The organism is Rickettsia sp. MAE-05 (genome assembly GCF_057319745.1).
In genome coordinates this window covers 75,109-93,028 of the sequence record NZ_JBLTIO010000002.1, presented here as the reverse complement: position 1 = coordinate 93,028, position 17,920 = coordinate 75,109, and the positions used below count along the sequence as shown (strand labels likewise).

Genomic DNA, 17,920 nt, shown 5'->3' with positions numbered 1-17,920 from the left:
CGAACCACCGGCTAAATCAAGACTCTACATTCTTTTCCGTATCTTCGGCAATATTAGCAGGACGTTTCTTATTTGATTTTTTATTACGATACCTACGTTTTGTCTTTTTTGGAACAGCTTGTGCTTCTTCTAAGCCGACATTACTTTCTACAACTTTCACCTCTTCCACAACGCTTACGGTTTGCTCTACCGGTTCTTTTACCTCTAAACTCTTATCTTTTACTTCATTAGCAATATTATTACTATTATTAGCTGTTTTCCATTTATGTTTATTTTTGCGTAACTGTTCTTTTTTCGGCTCTTCTTCAGTATAATCGGCACTATGATTCTGAATTACCGGCTTAACAGGATTAACATTATTATTATTTTTCTTCAACAGCTTCACTTTTTCAATCGAATAACTATCTGATGTAGCATTAGGATCGGAATAAAAATTAAGCTTTATATTATATTTTTCTTCAATAAATTTTATCTCAGCACGTTTATTATTAAGTAGATAAATAACTGAAACGATATTGGTAAAAACATTTATTACATCAATTCTTTCTTCAAAAATTTCATTCTCTATAGTACGTAAAATTAACATAGCATTAGCGTCACTCGCTCTAATGACTCCTTTACCGTTGCAATGAGAACAAATTGCCGAATTAGTTTCTAAGAAAGAAGAACGTAATCTCTGCCTTGAGAATTCAAGTAGTCCAAACTGACTAATATTACCGGTTTGTATACGAGCACGGTCACGACTTAAAAACTCTTTAAAGGATCGTTCAATAATTTTACGATTCTTAGCTTCACTCATGTCTATAAAATCAACAACTATCAAACCTGATAGATCTCTAAGCTTTACTTGCTTTGCTACTTCTTTGGCTGCTTCTAAATTAGTTTTTAGTGCCGTTTCTTCGATATTTTTTTCAGAAGTTGATTTACCGGAATTTACATCAATTGAAATAAGAGCTTCTGTAGGATTAATAACGATATATCCCCCTGAAGGTAGTGTCACGACAGGCTGATATAATTTAACTAATTGCTCTTCTACTTGAAACTTAGTAAATATAGGAGTTTTATTTTTATGTTCTTTAAGTTTTGAAAGCTCTGAAGGTAATAAATCCTGCATAAATTTTGAAGCATCTTCATAAGCCTCTTGTCCTTGAATTACCACCTCTTTAACATTGTGATCGCACATATCACGTATGGTTTTACGTATTATACTATCTTCTTCATGAATAAAACACGGAGCCGGAAATTTAATAGTACTTTTACGAATTTTATTCCATAACCTTGCTAAATAATTATAGTCTTTCTTCAAATCTAAGGTGCTACTTCCTCTACCAGCGGTTCTAACAATGACGCTGTAAGCATTTTTGTCACCGCTTACTATTTTATTTAAAATATCTTTCAGTCTTTTTCTTTCTTCCCCGTTTGATATTTTACGTGATATGCCGTTTTGCGAACCTTTATTAGGCATTAAAACACAATATTTACCAGCCAAGGATATATAAGTAGTAAAAGCGGCACATTTATTTCCTCGTTCTTCCTTAGTAACCTGTACTAATAATATTTGGTTTTTTCTTATTACGTCCTGAACTTTATATTGTTTATATTGAGGAACGTTCTGCTCAATACCGCTTTGAATAATTTCAATATCGTCAGCCGCTTCTAAATTAAGTTCTGATTGGAATTTACTCTCTACTAAATCTTCTATAGTTTTTAGGTCAATTTCTTCACTATCAACCAAAGAATCATATATAGCAGCCGGTTTCTCTTTATCATCCTCAACCGTAATATTTGAAAGAGCTATTTCAGGAAAAGCATTAACCGGAAAATTTCTCTCTGAGACAGGCAAATTGTAATAGTTAGGATGGATTTCACTAAACGGTAAAAATCCACTTTTATCCATTCCGTATTCTATAAAAACAGCTTGTAGCGATGGTTCTATTCTTGTGACTTTTGCTAAATAAATATTACCTTTATTTTGTTGTCTTACAGTTGTTTGAAATTCAATATCTTCTATATTGTTGCTTTGTCCTAATAAAACTACTCTTGTTTCGCTTGGAAAATTAGCATCAATTATAATCTTTTTATTCATTTATCTTGCTCACTAACTTGAAGAACAAATAATTAATATAATGCTTGTATCTTAAGAAAAATCATTGTTTATCTTGTATTAATTTATTTAAATAGATAATTTATCTATGATTAAAGAGCAAAAATGAAATTCTAGATAAACTTCAAATAACACCTCTTTAAAATACTAAAAAATATATTATTATTTTTCTTACATTAAAATATTTTCATATTATTTAATTCATTAATTTTTTTAAAATTAAACAATAATTATATACAAATTATAAATAAGACTACCATACTTGATTAAAAGCTGATAATCTAATAACTATCCATATATACTTAAATAATGGAATTACAAATCTCTTTAATTTTTAAGATAATAATCTTAATCATTATAATTATGAGTTATATACCATGTATTTATGTTTAGCAAACACTTAATTTATGACTTTAAAAAACGATTACAAAACTATTTTTTCTCGCTTTTGGGAATATTTATTTTTTCCTGTATTAATGCTATAAATTTTTATAATTTTAAAATCTTTTTACTGATAAATAAAAATCTAGGCGGAGAACAAATAAATCATATAAATCAAACTAAATTTATAGGTTCGATAATCGCAGGCTTTGCCTTAACACAATTAATTAATAGATTAAGTAATAAAAAAATTATTTTAATTAGCTTATCTTTATTAATTATTTGTACAATAAACCTCATTTTATTAAATAATTATACTCTAATTAAAATTAATTTTATTTTAATTAATTTTGGAACATTTTCATATTTCACTTCTATAACATTAGACATTATTGAGAGTAGCAAAAAAAAGAAATATTTTTTTTAGCTTGTATAATGTTGTTATGGGCGGGTGGAAACTTAATGGTAGATTTATTGAATCCATTTATAAAACCGACAAATAATACTATAGTAATTTGTGCATTGTTATATTGTATCAATATACTAACCGAATTTCTGCATTATAATCCCACATCTCATAAATTAAATCTAAATTCAAAATTCTCATCCTTAATAAAAAATATCGAATTACAATTACTAACAGGCTTTGTAGTTGCTTATGTCACCTTGGATATATTATGGTATTATGAAGCTTTTGCATTAAAGAAAGAATTAGCATTAATTAATCTAAGACTCATACTAAAATATATTTTCCTAGCAATATGTTTTTCTATAATTCCTATATGCTACATATTAAGCAAAGTAAATAAATATTTGGCTAATTTATCACTAACTATAATTCTGCTCGTCTGTTTTATTTTACTACCGCTTCATGGAACTAGTAAAAATCTTAATATATTATATATAATACTAATCGGTAGTTGTTTAGGATCCATTTATATTTGCAATATTTTAATACTAATTGATAAATTTAAAGATTACGAACTTAGAACAGCTTTATTTTCGTATTTTTCAATGTGCAGCATCGGTATATATGCCGGAGCTTTATCATCTCATGTACCTTACGGCACCATTAACGGCAGTGATTTCTTATTTTCCGTTTTTGCCGTAGTCGGTAGTTTTGTAGCTTATCATTTTTGGTATTTTATTAAGTATAAATTATACAAATTCTAAATTTAGCTGTACTACATAGACGAAGATCAATTTCAAAAAGAGCAAGGAGTCCACAAGGCGAGGATCCAGCGTATACTTAATACGTGAGAACCGAAGCTCTTGTAGGACGACGTAGCCAATTTTTGAAATTCATCGAGTATATGTGTAATATTTTGTAACATAATATAGCTTGTATAATTCGGCATTAAATATTTATATTTAAATATATTTTTTATAGCCTCGCATGCAGCAAAGTACATTATTAAAACCGGTTAGTTGTTACGGAATCGGCGTTCACTCAGGGAAACGTACTCAGTTAACTATAGAACCTGCTAAAGAAAATACCGGTATTATATTCATTAGAACCGATATATCTTCTGAAAATAATTATATTGAAGCTAGCTATTTCAATGTTTCCGATACCTTATTATCTACCACTATAAGTAATGATCATAAAGTTCAAATTTCAACAATTGAACATTTAATGGCAGCACTTTGGGGATGCAGCATTGATAATGCAATTATTAAAATTGATGGTCCTGAAGTACCAATTATGGACGGCAGTAGTAAACCTTTTGTGTTTATGATTGAATGTGCAGGAAAAAAATTACAAAATGCTCCCAAAAAATATCTAAAAATTTTAAAAGATATAAAAGTAGTTCACAAAGATTGCGAATTATACTGCACTCCTTACGACCACATGACGGTGGATTTAACTATAGATTTTGCTAGCAAAGCTATAGGAAGACAAAATCTAACCTTTTCCAAACAAGAATCTTTCAATCAAAATATTGCAGACGCCCGAACTTTTGGCTTTACAAAAGAGCTCGATTATTTACAAAGTAAAGGACTTGCTCAAGGTGCCTCATTTGAGAATGCTATAGGAATAGATGAGCAGGATAAAATCTTAAACCCAAACGGCTTACGTTATGAAGATGAATTTGTTCGCCATAAATTATTAGATTTATTCGGTGATTTATATACCAGCGGCACTAGCGTTGTAAGTTCAATTAAAGGATATAAAACCAGCCACACTCTTAATAATGAATTATTGCATAGAATATTTAGCGATACTACCTCTTACAAATTTGTAACTAGCAGTGAGTTATAATAATCATTTCATATTGTTAAATTTCGCTTTCTTTTTTGCATCCTTTTTAAATTTTCACTTTTTGCCCTTTTTATTTCAGCATTATTAACTTTATCTTTATCCATAGCTTTAGTTAACGGACTATATCCTTCGGCTTTACGGTCGTGCCTCCGTATTGCAGTTTAGAGTAAATAGTCTATAATCCTCAAACAGTAATAAGAGAGAATTATAGTTAAGGAGTTATGGCAAAAATAGATGTTAAGTGTAGATATTGTAACAACACAGAAGAAGTAATAAAGTCAGGATATTCAATTTCAAAACAACAGAGATATCAATGCAAGCGGTGTAATCGATATTTTCAATTGGAGTATATTAATAATGCATCTAAGCCTGGAGTTAAGGCTTTTCCAAGTCATTGGATATTCATGATAAGGTTATTGGTACTCTTATTGAACGTATAGCTTTTTAATAGGCGTAACTGCAATATGGAGGCATGACCCATGAAATCTATGTTGAGTTAAATCGTCTTGATACTGAACATCTTCTTAGTGAAGAAGATGTAAGGCAAGAGATAATAAAAACTATTCCGCTTGACCCTTATTATTCAGATGGTGAGGAGTATACACCATCGGGAGAGGGGAATGTGCCGACGCTCGGTAACAGTTAAGTTTTTAATGATAGACAAATCACTTGATGTTATTTATTCTTGGATTAATAGAGGACGTCATTGCGAGCGACTAATAAGGAGCGTGGCAATCTCAGGCAAAATTCCTGAGATTGCCACGTCGCTTCGCTCCTCGCAATGACGGGGTGGCATCCACGTAACAATATCTTCTCGCAGGTAGCCGACACCGTTTAATCTAAAAGGACCAAAGATGATATACCGAATATTATGTTTATGTATATTCATAAATTTCTCAGTAATAGCAAAAGCACAAAATATGCCGATTAAAGAAGATAATTTCAAAGTTAGAGTAGCTGTGGCTGATGTACAATCTATATTAGAAGGTTCGATTGCTATAAAAGATTTGCGTAATAAAATCGAAAAGCTTAACCATAGAATCCAAGAGGATATTGCTGCAAAAGAAGCAGAATTTAAACCGCTGGAAGAGAAATTATTAAATGAGCGTTCTAATTTAAGTGAAACCGAATTTGAGCATAAAGTAAACGAATTTAATGCAAAAGTTAGCCACGTTAGAAAAGAAATTCAGATTAAGAAAACGAAGCTTGAACAAGCACACGCTGAGGCTATGAGTAGAGTCCATGAAACAACTATCACAATAATTAGTGAACTTGCCGAGAAATATAACCTTAATTTGGTAATTCCAAGTGCTCAAGTCTTATATGCCAAAAATAATTTGAATATAACTTCCGAAGTGACTTTTATGTTGAATGAGAGATTAAAAGAAGTAACGATTAACTATTGATAGTGTTATACCCAAATCGTCATTGCGAGGAAAAACTGCAAGTTTTGAAGCAATCTCAGGAATATTATTTCATGAGATTGCCACGCTCCTTTTAGTCGCTCGCAATGACGGATAAATCGATCCATGAAAAAACAACACTATGTACTTAACAAGAGAGTATTTAATATGGCAGAATTTACACCGATTACAATTGCATACGGGGACGGTATAGGTCCTGAAATAATGGAGGCAGTGCTTTATATATTACGTAAAGCTGAGGCTCGTATTCGCTTAGAAACCATTGAAGTAGGTGAAAAGCTTTACAAGAAGCATTATACTTCAGGCATAAGTGAAGAAAGTTGGGAATTAATACAACGTACTGGTATTATACTTAAAGCTCCGATTACTACCCCGCAAGGCGGAGGGTATAAAAGTTTAAACGTCACGATTCGTAAAACATTACAGCTTTTTGCTAATATTCGTCCATCCGTTTCGTTTTACCCCTTTACTAAAACACTGCACCCAAATCTAAATTTAACTATTATACGTGAAAATGAAGAAGATTTATACGCGGGTATAGAATACCGTCAAACGCATAATATGTATGAATCAATGAAGTTGATAAGTCATACGGGATGCGAGAAAATTATTAGATATGCTTTTGAATATGCGGTAAAAAATAATCGTAAAAAAGTCACGTGCTTAAGCAAAGATAATATTATGAAATTTTCCGATGGGGTTTTTCATAAAATATTTAATGAGATTGCAAAAGAATATCCACAAATTAATAATGAGCATTATATTATTGATATTGGGACTGCAAGGCTTGCTACCAAACCGGAAATATTTGACGTTATCGTAACTTCTAATTTATACGGTGATATTATATCCGACGTAGCTGCTGAAATTTCAGGATCTGTGGGGCTTGCCGGTTCTGCAAATATCGGGCAGCATTATGCGATGTTTGAAGCGGTACATGGAAGTGCTCCCGATATTGCCGGCAAAGATATCGCAAATCCGTCAGGGCTTTTAAATGCTGCTATAATGATGCTTGTACATATAGGGCAGGGTGATATTGCTAGCTTAGTCGAGAATGCTTGGAAGAAAACTATAGAGGATGGAGTTCATACAGCCGACATATATAATGAGCAGAGTTCTAGTAAAAAAGTCGGTACAAAAGAATTTGCTGAAGAAGTAACGAAAAGATTAGGACAGATACCGACAAAGCTACCTAAAGCAGATTATCCGTTGATTGCCGAGAAACAAGAAAGTAATATAGACTATAAAATTGATACTAACGAAGTTAAGAAATTGGTCGGTACGGATATATTTGTGAATATGAATGTATCTTCCGCTCATGACATAGCAGATAAAATTAATAAGCTTGATCTTGGTAATGTTGAGTTAAAAACAATCTCGTCAAAAGGGCTAAAATTATGGCCTCGTGATACAAGGTTTGAAACTATTTCCGATCATTGGTGTTGTCGTTTTATGAATAAAGAAAGTACGGAAATAAAGCATTCAGATATAACAAGGTTGCTTGAAGCTTTAAGTAAAGCAAATATCGATTTTATCAAAGTAGAGAATTTATTTGAGTTTGATGGGGTTGCAGGTTATAGCTTGGCTCAGGGTGAGTAAAGTGTCATTGCGAGGAAAAACTGTAAGTTTTGTACGTCCGCAATCTCAGGAATCAGCATTATTTCATGAGATTGCCACGTCGCTTCGCTCCTCGCAATGACGACTGGGAGTCTACGCAATAAGGCCCGCTCGCAATGACGAAAAAAGGATAAACACAATGACATTATACTATATAGGAATATTATTAGTAATTATTGGATTATTTGCTATATTTTCAGGGATAATCGGTTTTTTTAGATTTCCTGATTTTTATACTAAATTACATGCAGCAAGTGTTATTGAGAGTTTTGGAGTGCCTATTTGCTTAACAGGTTTTGCGTGCATTGAAGCAGATATTGTTAACTCCGGTAAATTAATTTTGGCGGCTTTATTGATTTTCCTACTAAATCCAGTAGCAACCCATGTACTCGGTAAAGCATCGTTATTTATGAAAATTCGAGCTACCGTCATTGCGAGGAAAATTACGAAGTAATTTGACGAAGCAATCTCAGGCTGCTTAATAAGATTGTCACGTAGAAACTACGTTTCTCCTCGCAATGACATTAAATTTTAACAACCATATGGCAGTAAAAACAGCTTTAAATTTTGATCTCGGCAATTACCTACTTAACTTAATTGCTTTTTTATTGATTTTAATCTCAATAAAAATAATTTTTGCTAAAGATTTACTAAATGCAGTTATTGCTGCGTCAATATTTAGCTTATTAATAGGTGTATCTTATCTTATTATGGATGCTCCTGATGTCGCAATGACCGAGGCAGCACTTGGAGCTTGCTTATCAACATGCGTATATTTAAATTTGTTACGTAAATTACCTCCTGATTTAAAGAATATTGAGAGAACTAATATTATTCCCGCAAGTTTAATATGTTTATTGTTTGTAGTAACTCTTGCTTATATGGGGTTAGAATTACCGAATTACGGTGATGATAATGCTCCTATTCATATTCATTCAAGTAAATATTATCTCGAAAATACCTCTAGAGATATAGGTGTACCTTCTTTTGTTGCGGCTATTCTTGCAAGCTACCGTGCTTATGATACTTTAGGTGAAACTAGCGTAATTTTAATTGCAGGAATTGCTGTGTTATCGGTGTTTTCAAAGAAACTTGAGAAAGTGGAAGTGGATTCCCGCTTTTGCGGGAATGACATAAATAATATGAATGACAATGTACTTAAAGCGTACCCGATAATAAAATATATCACTAGTTTTATAATACCTTATATAATTTTATATAGTATATATATTCAGCTTAACGGTGAGTCTTCGCCAGGTGGTGGGTTTCAAGCAGGTGTTATATTTGCATCTAGCCTTATTGCTTATGATTTAGTTTACGGTAATCGAAAATTAAGCAGATATTTTCCTCCTAACGTGCTAATTTCTATTGCTGTTTTAGGTGTAGCAATATATGCAATTGTAGGAACAATATCGTTATTTTTTAATGATAATTATTTAAATTATTATGCACTAACAAATTTTATCGATGATAAGTTACTTGCTCAGCATATCGCTATAGTTATTGTTGAAATTGGTATAGGGTTGACGGTTTCTGCAATAATGTACTTAATTTATAAAGTATTTAATAATCATGAATAACTTACTTTTATTAATTAAGCGTGAATTTATAGTGCAGAATCGTATTAATAATATAATTAAATATATAGTTATATTTTTTTTATTTTGCATAATTAGTACTGTTTTAATTAACAACGAGAAAGATATTAACAAATTCGGTTTAATTTTTTCGGTAATTTGTTTATTAATTTCATTAATCGGTTTTTCTGCGGTTATATTTAAATCTGATTTGGATGACGGTACTTTAGAATTATTGTTATCGGCGGTCAGTTATGAAAAAATTATATTAGCTAAATTTTTTGCTATATTTATCAGTAGTACGGTAGGGCTGGTTTTCGTTTTACCCATTATTTATGTTTTTTTTGATCAAACTTTGCTTGAGATAATATTTTTCTTTATTAGCGTATGGATGATGTTAGTTTTATCAAGTAGTTTAGTAGTTTTATCCGGTAGCGTGCAATGTTATTTTAAGAAGAATGCTAATTTTGTCGGTACGTTTATTATGCCGTTATTAATTCCGAGTATTATAATGACAGGTTTAATATTACAAGATAATAACTTACAATTAATTTTTATTATGATAGGAATTAATTTAGTATTTTTACCGATTTCATTCTTCTTGAGTTCCTATTTAATTAAAAATATTTATAATATTACGTGATTTTGCTTTATTTTTACTAATGTAGTGATATAAAATAAAGATGAATATTATTAATAAATTTTTTTGAGAAAAATATATGTGGCAGGCTTTACGAAGGTTAATTGCAGCAAATCCTATGGGATTTTTTCTGTGGTCTATTATCACTAAATGGTATTTAATTATAGCAGTTGCTTCCTTGATTACTTTATATTATACAGTATGGGGCTTAAAAAAAATTGGGTTTATAGATTACTTTACTGAAACTACAGTCGAGATATTAGATACAACTAAAGCAGTTGCTCAAAATTGTACTACAAAACTCGGTCCTAATTGGAATCATTTAGTTAGTTTTTGGAATTGCTTAAGTAATCCCGGAGAATATAAGCATGAAGAAGGAACAGGAGCAAAAGTGTTAGAAGATGAAATAAATAAGCTTACGCCAAAACAAGCAGATAGTGCTGCAGACGCTGAACCTCCTATAATAAACCCTTATGAAGAACTAGAAAATCCAAATAATCTTAATAATACCCAAAGCGGTAGTAATAATAATCGTTAATTTATGTCACTTTAATATTATATGTCGGATACTGAAGATAATAAAAACAAACAAACAACACGTCGTGATTTTATGGTTCTAACGGCTAGTAGTGTTGCAGCAGTTGGGGCTGTGTGTACGCTTTGGCCTCTCGTTGATTCCTTAAACCCTTCCGCAGACGTGCTTGCTTTATCATCAATTGAGGTTGATCTATCAAATATTGCGGTAGGGCAAACAGTTACGGTTAAATGGCAAGGTAAACCGGTTTTTATCACAAACCGTACTCCTGATAAAATAGCTGAAGCAAGAGCGGTAAAGATGTCGGAGCTTATTGATCCTGAGACTGATGAAGCACGTGTGAAAGCAGGGCATGATAATTGGCTTGTAACAATCGGGATTTGCACGCATTTAGGTTGTGTGCCGCTTGCTAATCAAGGTGAGTATGATGGATGGTTCTGTCCGTGCCATGGCTCACAATATGATTCTTCAGGTAGGGTTAGAAGAGGTCCTGCTCCTTTAAATTTAGCAGTGCCGCCTTATAGTTTTATTAGCGACAAAAAAATTAGAATCGGGTAGTTATTTATGAATGAAGATATTACCCCTAAAAAGCCCAATGCTATTATAGAATGGATAGATTATCGCCTACCTATTTTCTCTTTCCTAAAGCATTTTAGCCATTATCAAACTCCAAAAAATCTTAGCTATTTATGGAATTTAGGCTCTATTGCCGGTATTGCGTTGGTAATTCAGATAATCACCGGCGTTATACTTGCGATGCACTATACACCTCATGTAGATCATGCTTTCGATAGCGTCGAGAGGATTATGCGTAATGTAAATTACGGCTGGTTACTGCGTTATACTCATGCGGTAGGTGCATCGATGTTTTTTGCTGCCGTATACTTACACATAGCAAGAGGTTTGTATTACGGCTCTTATAAAGCACCGAGAGAACTGCTTTGGCATATCGGTATTATCATTTTTCTAACTATGATGGCTACTGCCTTTATGGGTTATGTGCTTCCTTGGGGGCAGATGAGCTACTGGGGTGCTACGGTAATTACTAACTTATTTTCAGCTATTCCATTAATAGGGGAGTCTATAGTCACATGGTTATGGGGCGGTTTTTCCGTTGATAATCCGACATTAAACAGATTCTTTTCACTGCATTATTTATTACCGTTTATTATTGTTGCTTTAGTGATGTTGCATTTGGTAGCCTTACATCAGCATGGTTCAAATAATCCAAAAGGTATAGATGTTAAAAGCCCTAAAGATACTATTCCGTTCCACCCTTATTATACCGTAAAGGATTTTGTCGGTTTTGGGGTTTATTTCATAATATTTGCCTATTTTATTTTTTACGAACCTAATTATTTAGGGCATCCCGATAATTACGTTCCGGCAAATCCTTTAGTTACGCCTGCTCATATCGTACCTGAATGGTATTTTCTACCGTTTTATGCAATCCTTAGAGCCGTACCGTCTAAGCTTGGTGGGGTGCTATTAATGTTTGGAAGTATATTTGTGTTATTCTTACTACCTTGGCTTGATACTTCAAAAGTCAGAAGTAGCAATTATAGACCGATATACCGAATTGCTTTTTGGATATTTATGGCAGATTGTTTATTACTCGGTTATTTAGGCGGACAGCCGGCGGAAGAGCCGTATATTACAATTAGCCGCTTTGCTGCTTGTTATTACTTTTTTCATTTCTTAGTAGCTCTGCCGCTGATCGGTAAATATGAAAAGCCGTTACCGCTACCGGAGGAGTTGTAATACTGTCATGCTAATCGTCATTGCGAGGAAATTGCATAGCTTTTATGTCATTCCCGCAATGGTGCATGGGTGTCAGCTTAAGGATCGATGTCATTCCCGCGTAGGCGGGAATCCAGCATAAAGCGAGATAAATCGAGCTTTAAAAAAATCTTTTAAAAAAGTTTTAAAGTACTGGATTCCCGCCTATGCGGGAATGACATAGAACCACGCAACAAGACCTTGTAATACTTAAAAAAACATAGCATAAAAAATAACAAACAATATATGCAATCAACAAATTGGGAAATTCCTGAAAAAGTAACGGCTTTACATGCTTGGCGAAGATGGGCAGCAAGAATAATAGACTATAATATAAATACAGTAATAATAGTGTTTTTAATAGTCTATACAAAAGGTAAAATTCTACAATCTATTTTTATACCAGCTTTTATGAGTAGAATTTTAGGATCTGGAAACCATTCTTTTACTTTTTTTATAATAAATATAATAATTTTTGGCATAATATTTCATTTTTATTCAATATTTATTAATGCTTTTTTGCTTTATTTAACAGGTAGTACAATAGGTAAATTATTATTAGGAGTAAAAATATTAAATAATAATAACAAACGTCCAAATTTTTTCAAATTACTTTGGCGTGAAATAATTATTTTATTAAAGGGATTAGGATTAGGAATACCATTAATAGGAGAATTAGCAAATTTTTTTCTTATAAATATTTTATTTTTAATAACACTACAAGTTGGGATAAAAAATTAAATCTAAAAATATTATATCGTAATCAACATAGTTTTTTTACAAATACTATTTTATCAATAACAATATTATTTACATTAATATATTCTTACCTGGACGATTGGATTAAAATTTTTAAACACTATGAAAACTAAACTACTTATCTCTATCATCATATTAATAACTTCTAGCGTATGCTTAGCAGGTGAAGAAGCATTACATCCAAAAAAGATGAAATGGTCGTTTGACGGCGTATTTGGTACAGTTAATCGTGAAGCAGCACAAAGAGGCTTTCAGGTTTATAAAGAAGTTTGTAGCGTTTGCCACGGTTTAAATAATTTATATTACCGTAACTTGAAAGATATTGGCTTTTCGGATGATGAGATAAAAGAGATTGCCAAGGGCTATACGATAAAAGATGGGCCAAATGATGACGGTGAGATGTTTGACCGTCCCGCTCTTCCATCGGATCGTTTTGTACCTCCTTACCCTAATGAGCAAGCAGCAAGGGCAGCTAATAACGGAGCCCATCCTCCTGATTTATCGTTGATAATAAAAGCACGTCATGACGGAGCTAATTATATATATTCGTTGCTTACCGGTTATACCGAACCGCCGGCAGATTTTAAGTTAATGCAAGGGACTCATTATAATCCGTATTTCCCAGGTGAGCAAATAGCAATGCCGCCGCCTCTTACAGATGGGCAGGTAACCTATATGGACGGTACTAACGCAAGCGTAGAGCAGATGTCGCATGATGTTGCGGTATTCCTACAATGGGCAGCTGAGCCGGAAATGGAACATCGTAAATCTATGGGTCTTAAAGTTATGATGTTTTTGATAGTGTTTACTATCTTTTTCTATATTGCAAAAAACCGCATTTGGTCTAATTTAAAGTAGTTCAAAAATCGTCATTGCGAGAAGACCTTGTTGCGTGGATCAATTTCACCTCTGTCATCCCGTGGCTTGACCACGGTATCCAGTTAAAAATACTAAAATTATTAGTATTTTTTATTGTTTTTATGGACCCCGTGTTCAAGCCACGGGGTGACACAGTGGGTTTTACCCGTCCACGCAGGAATGACATTGAGTAGGTTTTACAGGTCCATGCAACAACGCCTTCAGTCGCTCGCAATGACGATTACCATACCTCTCTCTTAGTATAATGACTTATCTTTGCTATACTTATCCTAAATTATATAGATAGGTATTTATGATTACTTTATTTGCAGCGATAACAGGCTTTATTAGCTCTATCATTCCTGAGATTTTAAAAATATACAAAGATATTAACGACAAAAAACACGAGATAAATATTTTAGATCGTCAAATTGCTAATAACAAACTCAATCAATCCAAGACTTTTACAGAGCTTACCATATCACAAGAAATGGCAGAGCAATATTCTCTTTATTCTACTTATAAATCAGGTGTCAGCTGGGTTGATGCTTTAAACGGTTCTGTAAGGCCGGTACTTGCTTATAGTTTCTTTGCAATGCATGGAGGTGTTAAATATGTTCAATATAAATCGTTAAAAAGCTCTGCTCTGCTAGTGGAGTATCTAGATATATTATGGAGTATTGAAGACCAAACTATTTTTGCAGGGATTATTAGCTTTTATTTTGGGCAGCGTACTTTTAGCAAATTATGGAAATGTAAGACTTGAATTTTAAATAGATAATTTTATATATTTAAATATATAAGCAACAAATATAAAGGTAATTTTATGTTAAAGAGTGCAAAATTATATATTCCTTCTATAGCAGCTATTATTTTATCTAGTAATATTGCAATGGCTAATAATAATTATGACACCGGTCATGCGACGCCTTTGCGTCAAGTAGCGGATTTAATAGATAATCAAATTACAAATATTGATAATTTATTTAAAAATAGATTGCCGCTTTATGAGTCTAATAGCATAAAAAGTAATTTTATTACTAAAGATAAGCAGTATATTATTATAATGGAAGTACCTGGGTTTGATAAAAGTCAAATTAAGATTAAAGTAAACGGCAATAAATTATTTATTACAGGGAATATAGAAGAAAAAAATAAAGCTGATGATTCAGATAATTATATGAATAAAAATTTTAATTACGTAATATCATTATATGAAGATGTGGACCAGGTAAATATCTCTTCAAGCCTTAAGAATGGAATACTTACTATTATTCTACCTCGCATTGAGATTAAAGAGCAAGACGCAAGAGAGATAGTAATTGATTAATCAAGCATTGCTAAATATTAGCATTTAATTTTTCTGAAACAAAACCTTTCTCTATATAGCCCGGTAATTTTATTAGCTCCTGTTTTAGTTCATTATCTACTCCTGAGGCTTCAAATCTTCGATCGACTAAGAAAATCATAGGTTTAGTGTTATGAGTGAAGAAAAAGTCAAAATTCGGTTTGTTATCAAAATATCTATTAACACGAGGAAAATGATAAGCATGAGTAACAATTGCAATTTCGGCGTTACTTAAGTCGATATTACCGTGTTCATGTTCTTTATATAAAGTTTTAAATTGTCCGCCTGTATTAACCTGTCCTTCAGGTAATGTAAAAATATAAAAATTTTCTTTTGGATAATCGGTAATAATATTTTTATCAAGGGCTTCTTTTAGTAAGCTATTATCATAAGCTCCGCCATTAAACAAAATTATCGGTCCGTATTTTTGTAATTCTTCAGATGTTAGGCTAGATATTTGCTTATCAAGTTTTTTAGCTGTCACTTCTCTTGCAATCTCTATGCCAAGTCTCATCCTATTATAACCGTCTTCTTTATCTGCAGCTCCTATATTTTGAGCATCAGAATTAATCGGTATTTTTGTATAAGAATGTCGGTCATGCCTCCATATTGCAGTTACGCCTATTAAAAAGCTATACGTTCAATAAGAGTACCAATAACCTTATCATGAATATCCAATGACTTGGAAAAGCAGATTGTCTTACGTGCAAGCCTCTTGCATCTCGTTCTAAGGTTCAAGTTACTTCGTTCTATCCGTTGAGTGTATTTTTTACTGATAATATGCTTTTTAGGGTCTAATAACCTAGCATAACTCCCCCATCCATCTGTATAGTAAAAAGTCACCTTGAAATTCTCTAGTTTTTTCAGTAATGATTCTAATGTGCTATCACATCTTGTACCAAACGTATAAGCAACTACTTTTAACGAAATCTTATCCAAGGCATACCAAAGCCATCGTTGTCTGGATTTATTCTGTACATAAGACCATTGTTCATCTATCTCAGGAGCAATAATTACTTTTGTTGTACTGATAGAATGATTTATTGTTTTTAATACTAGATTTTTTTAAAACACGGATAACTGTATTGATACCCACTTTTAATACTCTTACTGTATCTCTAACTCCAGAGCCGTTGATTGACATTTCTACTATTTGCTCCTTAACTCCAGGCTTAGATGCATTATTAATATACTCCAATTGAAAATATCGATTACACCGCTTGCATTGATATCTCTGTTGTTTTGAAATTGAATATCCTGACTTTATTACTTCTTCTGTGTTGTTACAATATCTACACTTAACATCTATTTTTGCCATAACTCCTTAACTATAATTCTCTCTTATTACTGTTTGAGGATTATAGACTATTTACTCTAAACTGCAATACGGAGGCACGACCAATTTGCACAGCAACCTGCTGCGTAAATTTTACCTCCTACCACCCGCATTCATAGCAAGGCTTGCGGAAACAAATTCTTCAAGGTCACCGTCAAGTACTCCTTTAGTATCGGAAGTTTCGTAATCGGTGCGTAAATCTTTTACCATCTGATAAGGCTGTAAAACATATGACCTAATTTGATGTCCCCAGCTATTATCGGTTTTGGCGGCATTCTGCTCGTTAACACTGTCTGTGCGTTTCTGCATTTCAAGCTCATAGAGTTTTGCTTGAAGCATCTTCATAGCTTGAGCCTTATTTTTATGCTGTGATCTATCGCTTTGGCATTGTGTCACCGTATTTGTCGGTATATGAGTGATACGTACGGCAGAATCAGTAGTATTAACGTGCTGCCCGCCTGCACCTGACGCTCTAAAAGTATCGATTCTTAAATCCTTATCTTCGATAGTAATTGCTATATTATCGTCAATTTCGGGGTATACCCAGCTACTTGCAAAGCTAGTCATTCTTTTTCCTGCAGCATTAAACGGGGAAATACGCACTAATCTGTGAACACCCGCTTCGGTCTTAAACCAGCCGTAAGCTCGCTTGCCTATTATCCTAATCGTGCATGATTTAATGCCTGCTTCTTCGCCGTTAATCATATTGATTATTTCGGTTTTAAAGCCGAGCCTCTCGGCAAAACGCAAATACATACGCATCATAATAGATGCCCAGTCATGGCTTTCAGTTCCTCCGGCTCCGGCATTAATCTCTAAAAAGCAATTATTACCGTCTGCTTCACCTGAAAATAAGCATTCGGTTTCAAATTTGGCAGCAATGATGCTTAAATTTTTAAAGTCCTGTTCAACTTGTGAAAGTGTTTCTAAATCGTTTTCGGATTCAGCCATTTCTTCAAGTTCTAAAGCGTCTTTTAAATTAGATTTGAGTTTATTAAAGGCATTTAGTTTTTCTTCCAAATTGCTTTTTTCTCGCAGTAATGCTTGTGCTTTAGCTTGGTCGTTCCATAAGCTCGGATCGGCTGTTAACTCTTCTAACTCTTTCAGTCTTTCAGTTGATGCTTCAACGTCAAAGTGACCTCCAAAGTAGTTCTAAAGACTGCTCAATTTTTTTTACATAATTTTCTATTTCAGCTCTCATTATTTTTTCCTGTTATAAATTTTGGTTTTATTGTATATTATCGTGATTGTAGCCGTCATTGCAAGTGAGTAATGCCTGCGTCGTTCGTCATTGCGAGG

General features: G+C 32.9%; 19 protein-coding genes and 2 pseudogenes. 16 read left to right on the top strand and 5 right to left on the bottom strand.

All coding sequences use genetic code 11. The features are described 5' to 3' along the window. Positions 1 to 16 precede the first annotated feature (16 nt). The gene (locus ACNFN7_RS04055; RefSeq protein WP_485440957.1) at positions 17 to 2,086 is read right to left on the bottom strand and encodes an Rne/Rng family ribonuclease; all 2,070 of its coding nucleotides are present in this window, start codon (positions 2,084 to 2,086) and stop codon (positions 17 to 19) included. A 425-nt stretch (positions 2,087 to 2,511) separates the two neighbouring features. On the opposite strand from ACNFN7_RS04055, the pseudogene ACNFN7_RS04050 reads away from it, so the two are divergent. The 16 genes and pseudogenes from ACNFN7_RS04050 to ACNFN7_RS03975 all read left to right on the top strand — a co-directional run bounded on the left by ACNFN7_RS04050 (position 2,512) and on the right by ACNFN7_RS03975 (position 15,267). Further along, a pseudogene (locus tag ACNFN7_RS04050) lies at positions 2,512 to 3,658 on the top strand (MFS transporter). A gap of 223 nt (positions 3,659 to 3,881) precedes the next feature. Next, a complete protein-coding gene (lpxC, locus tag ACNFN7_RS04045; RefSeq protein WP_485440956.1) occupies positions 3,882 to 4,748 on the top strand; it encodes a UDP-3-O-acyl-N-acetylglucosamine deacetylase in 867 nt (288 codons plus the stop codon). Positions 4,749 to 4,969: 221 nt separating this feature from the next. After that, positions 4,970 to 5,188: an IS1 family transposase gene (locus tag ACNFN7_RS04040; protein ID WP_485440955.1), complete on the top strand. Its 219-nt coding sequence runs from the start codon at positions 4,970 to 4,972 to the stop codon at positions 5,186 to 5,188. A 32-nt stretch (positions 5,189 to 5,220) separates the two neighbouring features. Next, the gene (locus ACNFN7_RS04035) at positions 5,221 to 5,394 is read left to right on the top strand and encodes a hypothetical protein (protein ID WP_485440954.1); all 174 of its coding nucleotides are present in this window, start codon (positions 5,221 to 5,223) and stop codon (positions 5,392 to 5,394) included. 208 nt (positions 5,395 to 5,602) lie between these two features. After that, positions 5,603 to 6,154 carry an OmpH family outer membrane protein gene (locus ACNFN7_RS04030; RefSeq protein WP_218460728.1) on the top strand — a complete coding sequence of 184 codons (552 nt, stop codon included), beginning with the start codon at positions 5,603 to 5,605 and terminating at the stop codon, positions 6,152 to 6,154. Between the two features lie 165 nt (positions 6,155 to 6,319). Beyond that, complete coding sequence (locus ACNFN7_RS04025) at positions 6,320 to 7,771, top strand: NADP-dependent isocitrate dehydrogenase (RefSeq protein ID WP_485441233.1); 1,452 nt, start codon at positions 6,320 to 6,322, stop codon at positions 7,769 to 7,771. Positions 7,772 to 7,928: 157 nt separating this feature from the next. Continuing rightward, the gene (locus tag ACNFN7_RS04020) at positions 7,929 to 8,243 is read left to right on the top strand and encodes a Na+/H+ antiporter subunit G (RefSeq protein WP_485440953.1); all 315 of its coding nucleotides are present in this window, start codon (positions 7,929 to 7,931) and stop codon (positions 8,241 to 8,243) included. A gap of 64 nt (positions 8,244 to 8,307) precedes the next feature. Continuing rightward, on the top strand, positions 8,308 to 9,369 hold the full coding sequence (locus ACNFN7_RS04015) for a DUF4040 domain-containing protein (protein ID WP_485440952.1): 1,062 nt from the start codon (positions 8,308 to 8,310) through the stop codon (positions 9,367 to 9,369). Beyond that, positions 9,362 to 10,009, top strand: a complete 648-nt coding sequence (locus ACNFN7_RS04010) for a heme exporter protein CcmB (protein WP_485440951.1) — start codon at positions 9,362 to 9,364, stop codon at positions 10,007 to 10,009. The genes ACNFN7_RS04015 and ACNFN7_RS04010 overlap by 8 nt, the downstream gene beginning before the upstream one ends. Before the next feature lie 76 nt (positions 10,010 to 10,085). Further along, entirely contained in the window at positions 10,086 to 10,544 is a 459-nt protein-coding gene (locus tag ACNFN7_RS04005; protein ID WP_485440950.1) for a DUF2670 domain-containing protein, read from the top strand. A 21-nt stretch (positions 10,545 to 10,565) separates the two neighbouring features. Further along, on the top strand, positions 10,566 to 11,099 hold the full coding sequence (petA, locus tag ACNFN7_RS04000; RefSeq protein ID WP_410527676.1) for a ubiquinol-cytochrome c reductase iron-sulfur subunit: 534 nt from the start codon (positions 10,566 to 10,568) through the stop codon (positions 11,097 to 11,099). Positions 11,100 to 11,105: 6 nt separating this feature from the next. Continuing rightward, positions 11,106 to 12,302 carry a cytochrome b gene (locus tag ACNFN7_RS03995; protein WP_485440949.1) on the top strand — a complete coding sequence of 399 codons (1,197 nt, stop codon included), beginning with the start codon at positions 11,106 to 11,108 and terminating at the stop codon, positions 12,300 to 12,302. Positions 12,303 to 12,566: 264 nt separating this feature from the next. Next, positions 12,567 to 13,061 carry an RDD family protein gene (locus ACNFN7_RS03990; protein WP_485440948.1) on the top strand — a complete coding sequence of 165 codons (495 nt, stop codon included), beginning with the start codon at positions 12,567 to 12,569 and terminating at the stop codon, positions 13,059 to 13,061. Between the two features lie 120 nt (positions 13,062 to 13,181). Continuing rightward, positions 13,182 to 13,937: a cytochrome c1 gene (locus ACNFN7_RS03985; protein WP_485440947.1), complete on the top strand. Its 756-nt coding sequence runs from the start codon at positions 13,182 to 13,184 to the stop codon at positions 13,935 to 13,937. Between the two features lie 313 nt (positions 13,938 to 14,250). Beyond that, positions 14,251 to 14,703 (top strand): hypothetical protein, encoded by a 453-nt coding sequence (locus tag ACNFN7_RS03980; RefSeq protein WP_485441257.1) that lies wholly within the window; start codon positions 14,251 to 14,253, stop codon positions 14,701 to 14,703. Positions 14,704 to 14,763: 60 nt separating this feature from the next. Then, positions 14,764 to 15,267, top strand: coding sequence for an Hsp20/alpha crystallin family protein (locus ACNFN7_RS03975; protein ID WP_485440946.1), 504 nt, complete (start codon positions 14,764 to 14,766; stop codon positions 15,265 to 15,267). Positions 15,268 to 15,277: 10 nt separating this feature from the next. Here ACNFN7_RS03975 and ACNFN7_RS03970 read toward each other — a convergent pair whose 3' ends face one another. The 4 genes and pseudogenes from ACNFN7_RS03970 to prfB all read right to left on the bottom strand — a co-directional run bounded on the left by ACNFN7_RS03970 (position 15,278) and on the right by prfB (position 17,822). Next, on the bottom strand, positions 15,278 to 15,406 hold the full coding sequence (locus ACNFN7_RS03970) for a hypothetical protein (protein ID WP_485440945.1): 129 nt from the start codon (positions 15,404 to 15,406) through the stop codon (positions 15,278 to 15,280). A gap of 110 nt (positions 15,407 to 15,516) precedes the next feature. Continuing rightward, positions 15,517 to 15,700 (bottom strand): annotated as a pseudogene (locus ACNFN7_RS03965) (hypothetical protein). A 209-nt stretch (positions 15,701 to 15,909) separates the two neighbouring features. After that, a protein-coding gene (locus ACNFN7_RS03960; protein ID WP_485440526.1) for an IS1 family transposase occupies positions 15,910 to 16,603 on the bottom strand; the annotation gives its coding sequence in 2 pieces (ribosomal slippage) (positions 15,910 to 16,318 and positions 16,317 to 16,603; 696 coding nt in all). 111 nt (positions 16,604 to 16,714) lie between these two features. Then, positions 16,715 to 17,822, bottom strand: a protein-coding gene (gene prfB, locus ACNFN7_RS03955) for a peptide chain release factor 2 (protein ID WP_485440944.1) whose coding sequence is annotated in 2 segments (ribosomal slippage) — positions 16,715 to 17,752 and positions 17,754 to 17,822 — 1,107 coding nt in all. Because the reading frame shifts where the segments join, the coding sequence is not laid out codon by codon here. Positions 17,823 to 17,920 lie beyond the last annotated feature (98 nt).

Bases quoted from the DNA above. Each gene is read 5' to 3' on its own strand.
- ACNFN7_RS04055 (WP_485440957.1), bottom strand. From the start codon at position 2,086: ATGAATAAAAAGATTATAATTGATGCTAATTTTCCAAGCGAAACAAGA.
- lpxC (WP_485440956.1), top strand. From the start codon at position 3,882: ATGCAGCAAAGTACATTATTAAAACCGGTTAGTTGTTACGGAATCGGC.
- ACNFN7_RS04040 (WP_485440955.1), top strand. From the start codon at position 4,970: ATGGCAAAAATAGATGTTAAGTGTAGATATTGTAACAACACAGAAGAA.
- ACNFN7_RS04035 (WP_485440954.1), top strand. From the start codon at position 5,221: ATGACCCATGAAATCTATGTTGAGTTAAATCGTCTTGATACTGAACAT.
- ACNFN7_RS04030 (WP_218460728.1), top strand. From the start codon at position 5,603: ATGATATACCGAATATTATGTTTATGTATATTCATAAATTTCTCAGTA.
- ACNFN7_RS04025 (WP_485441233.1), top strand. From the start codon at position 6,320: ATGGCAGAATTTACACCGATTACAATTGCATACGGGGACGGTATAGGT.
- ACNFN7_RS04020 (WP_485440953.1), top strand. From the start codon at position 7,929: ATGACATTATACTATATAGGAATATTATTAGTAATTATTGGATTATTT.
- ACNFN7_RS04015 (WP_485440952.1), top strand. From the start codon at position 8,308: ATGACATTAAATTTTAACAACCATATGGCAGTAAAAACAGCTTTAAAT.
- ACNFN7_RS04010 (WP_485440951.1), top strand. From the start codon at position 9,362: ATGAATAACTTACTTTTATTAATTAAGCGTGAATTTATAGTGCAGAAT.
- ACNFN7_RS04005 (WP_485440950.1), top strand. From the start codon at position 10,086: ATGTGGCAGGCTTTACGAAGGTTAATTGCAGCAAATCCTATGGGATTT.
- petA (WP_410527676.1), top strand. From the start codon at position 10,566: ATGTCGGATACTGAAGATAATAAAAACAAACAAACAACACGTCGTGAT.
- ACNFN7_RS03995 (WP_485440949.1), top strand. From the start codon at position 11,106: ATGAATGAAGATATTACCCCTAAAAAGCCCAATGCTATTATAGAATGG.
- ACNFN7_RS03990 (WP_485440948.1), top strand. From the start codon at position 12,567: ATGCAATCAACAAATTGGGAAATTCCTGAAAAAGTAACGGCTTTACAT.
- ACNFN7_RS03985 (WP_485440947.1), top strand. From the start codon at position 13,182: ATGAAAACTAAACTACTTATCTCTATCATCATATTAATAACTTCTAGC.
- ACNFN7_RS03980 (WP_485441257.1), top strand. From the start codon at position 14,251: ATGATTACTTTATTTGCAGCGATAACAGGCTTTATTAGCTCTATCATT.
- ACNFN7_RS03975 (WP_485440946.1), top strand. From the start codon at position 14,764: ATGTTAAAGAGTGCAAAATTATATATTCCTTCTATAGCAGCTATTATT.
- ACNFN7_RS03970 (WP_485440945.1), bottom strand. From the start codon at position 15,406: ATGATTTTCTTAGTCGATCGAAGATTTGAAGCCTCAGGAGTAGATAAT.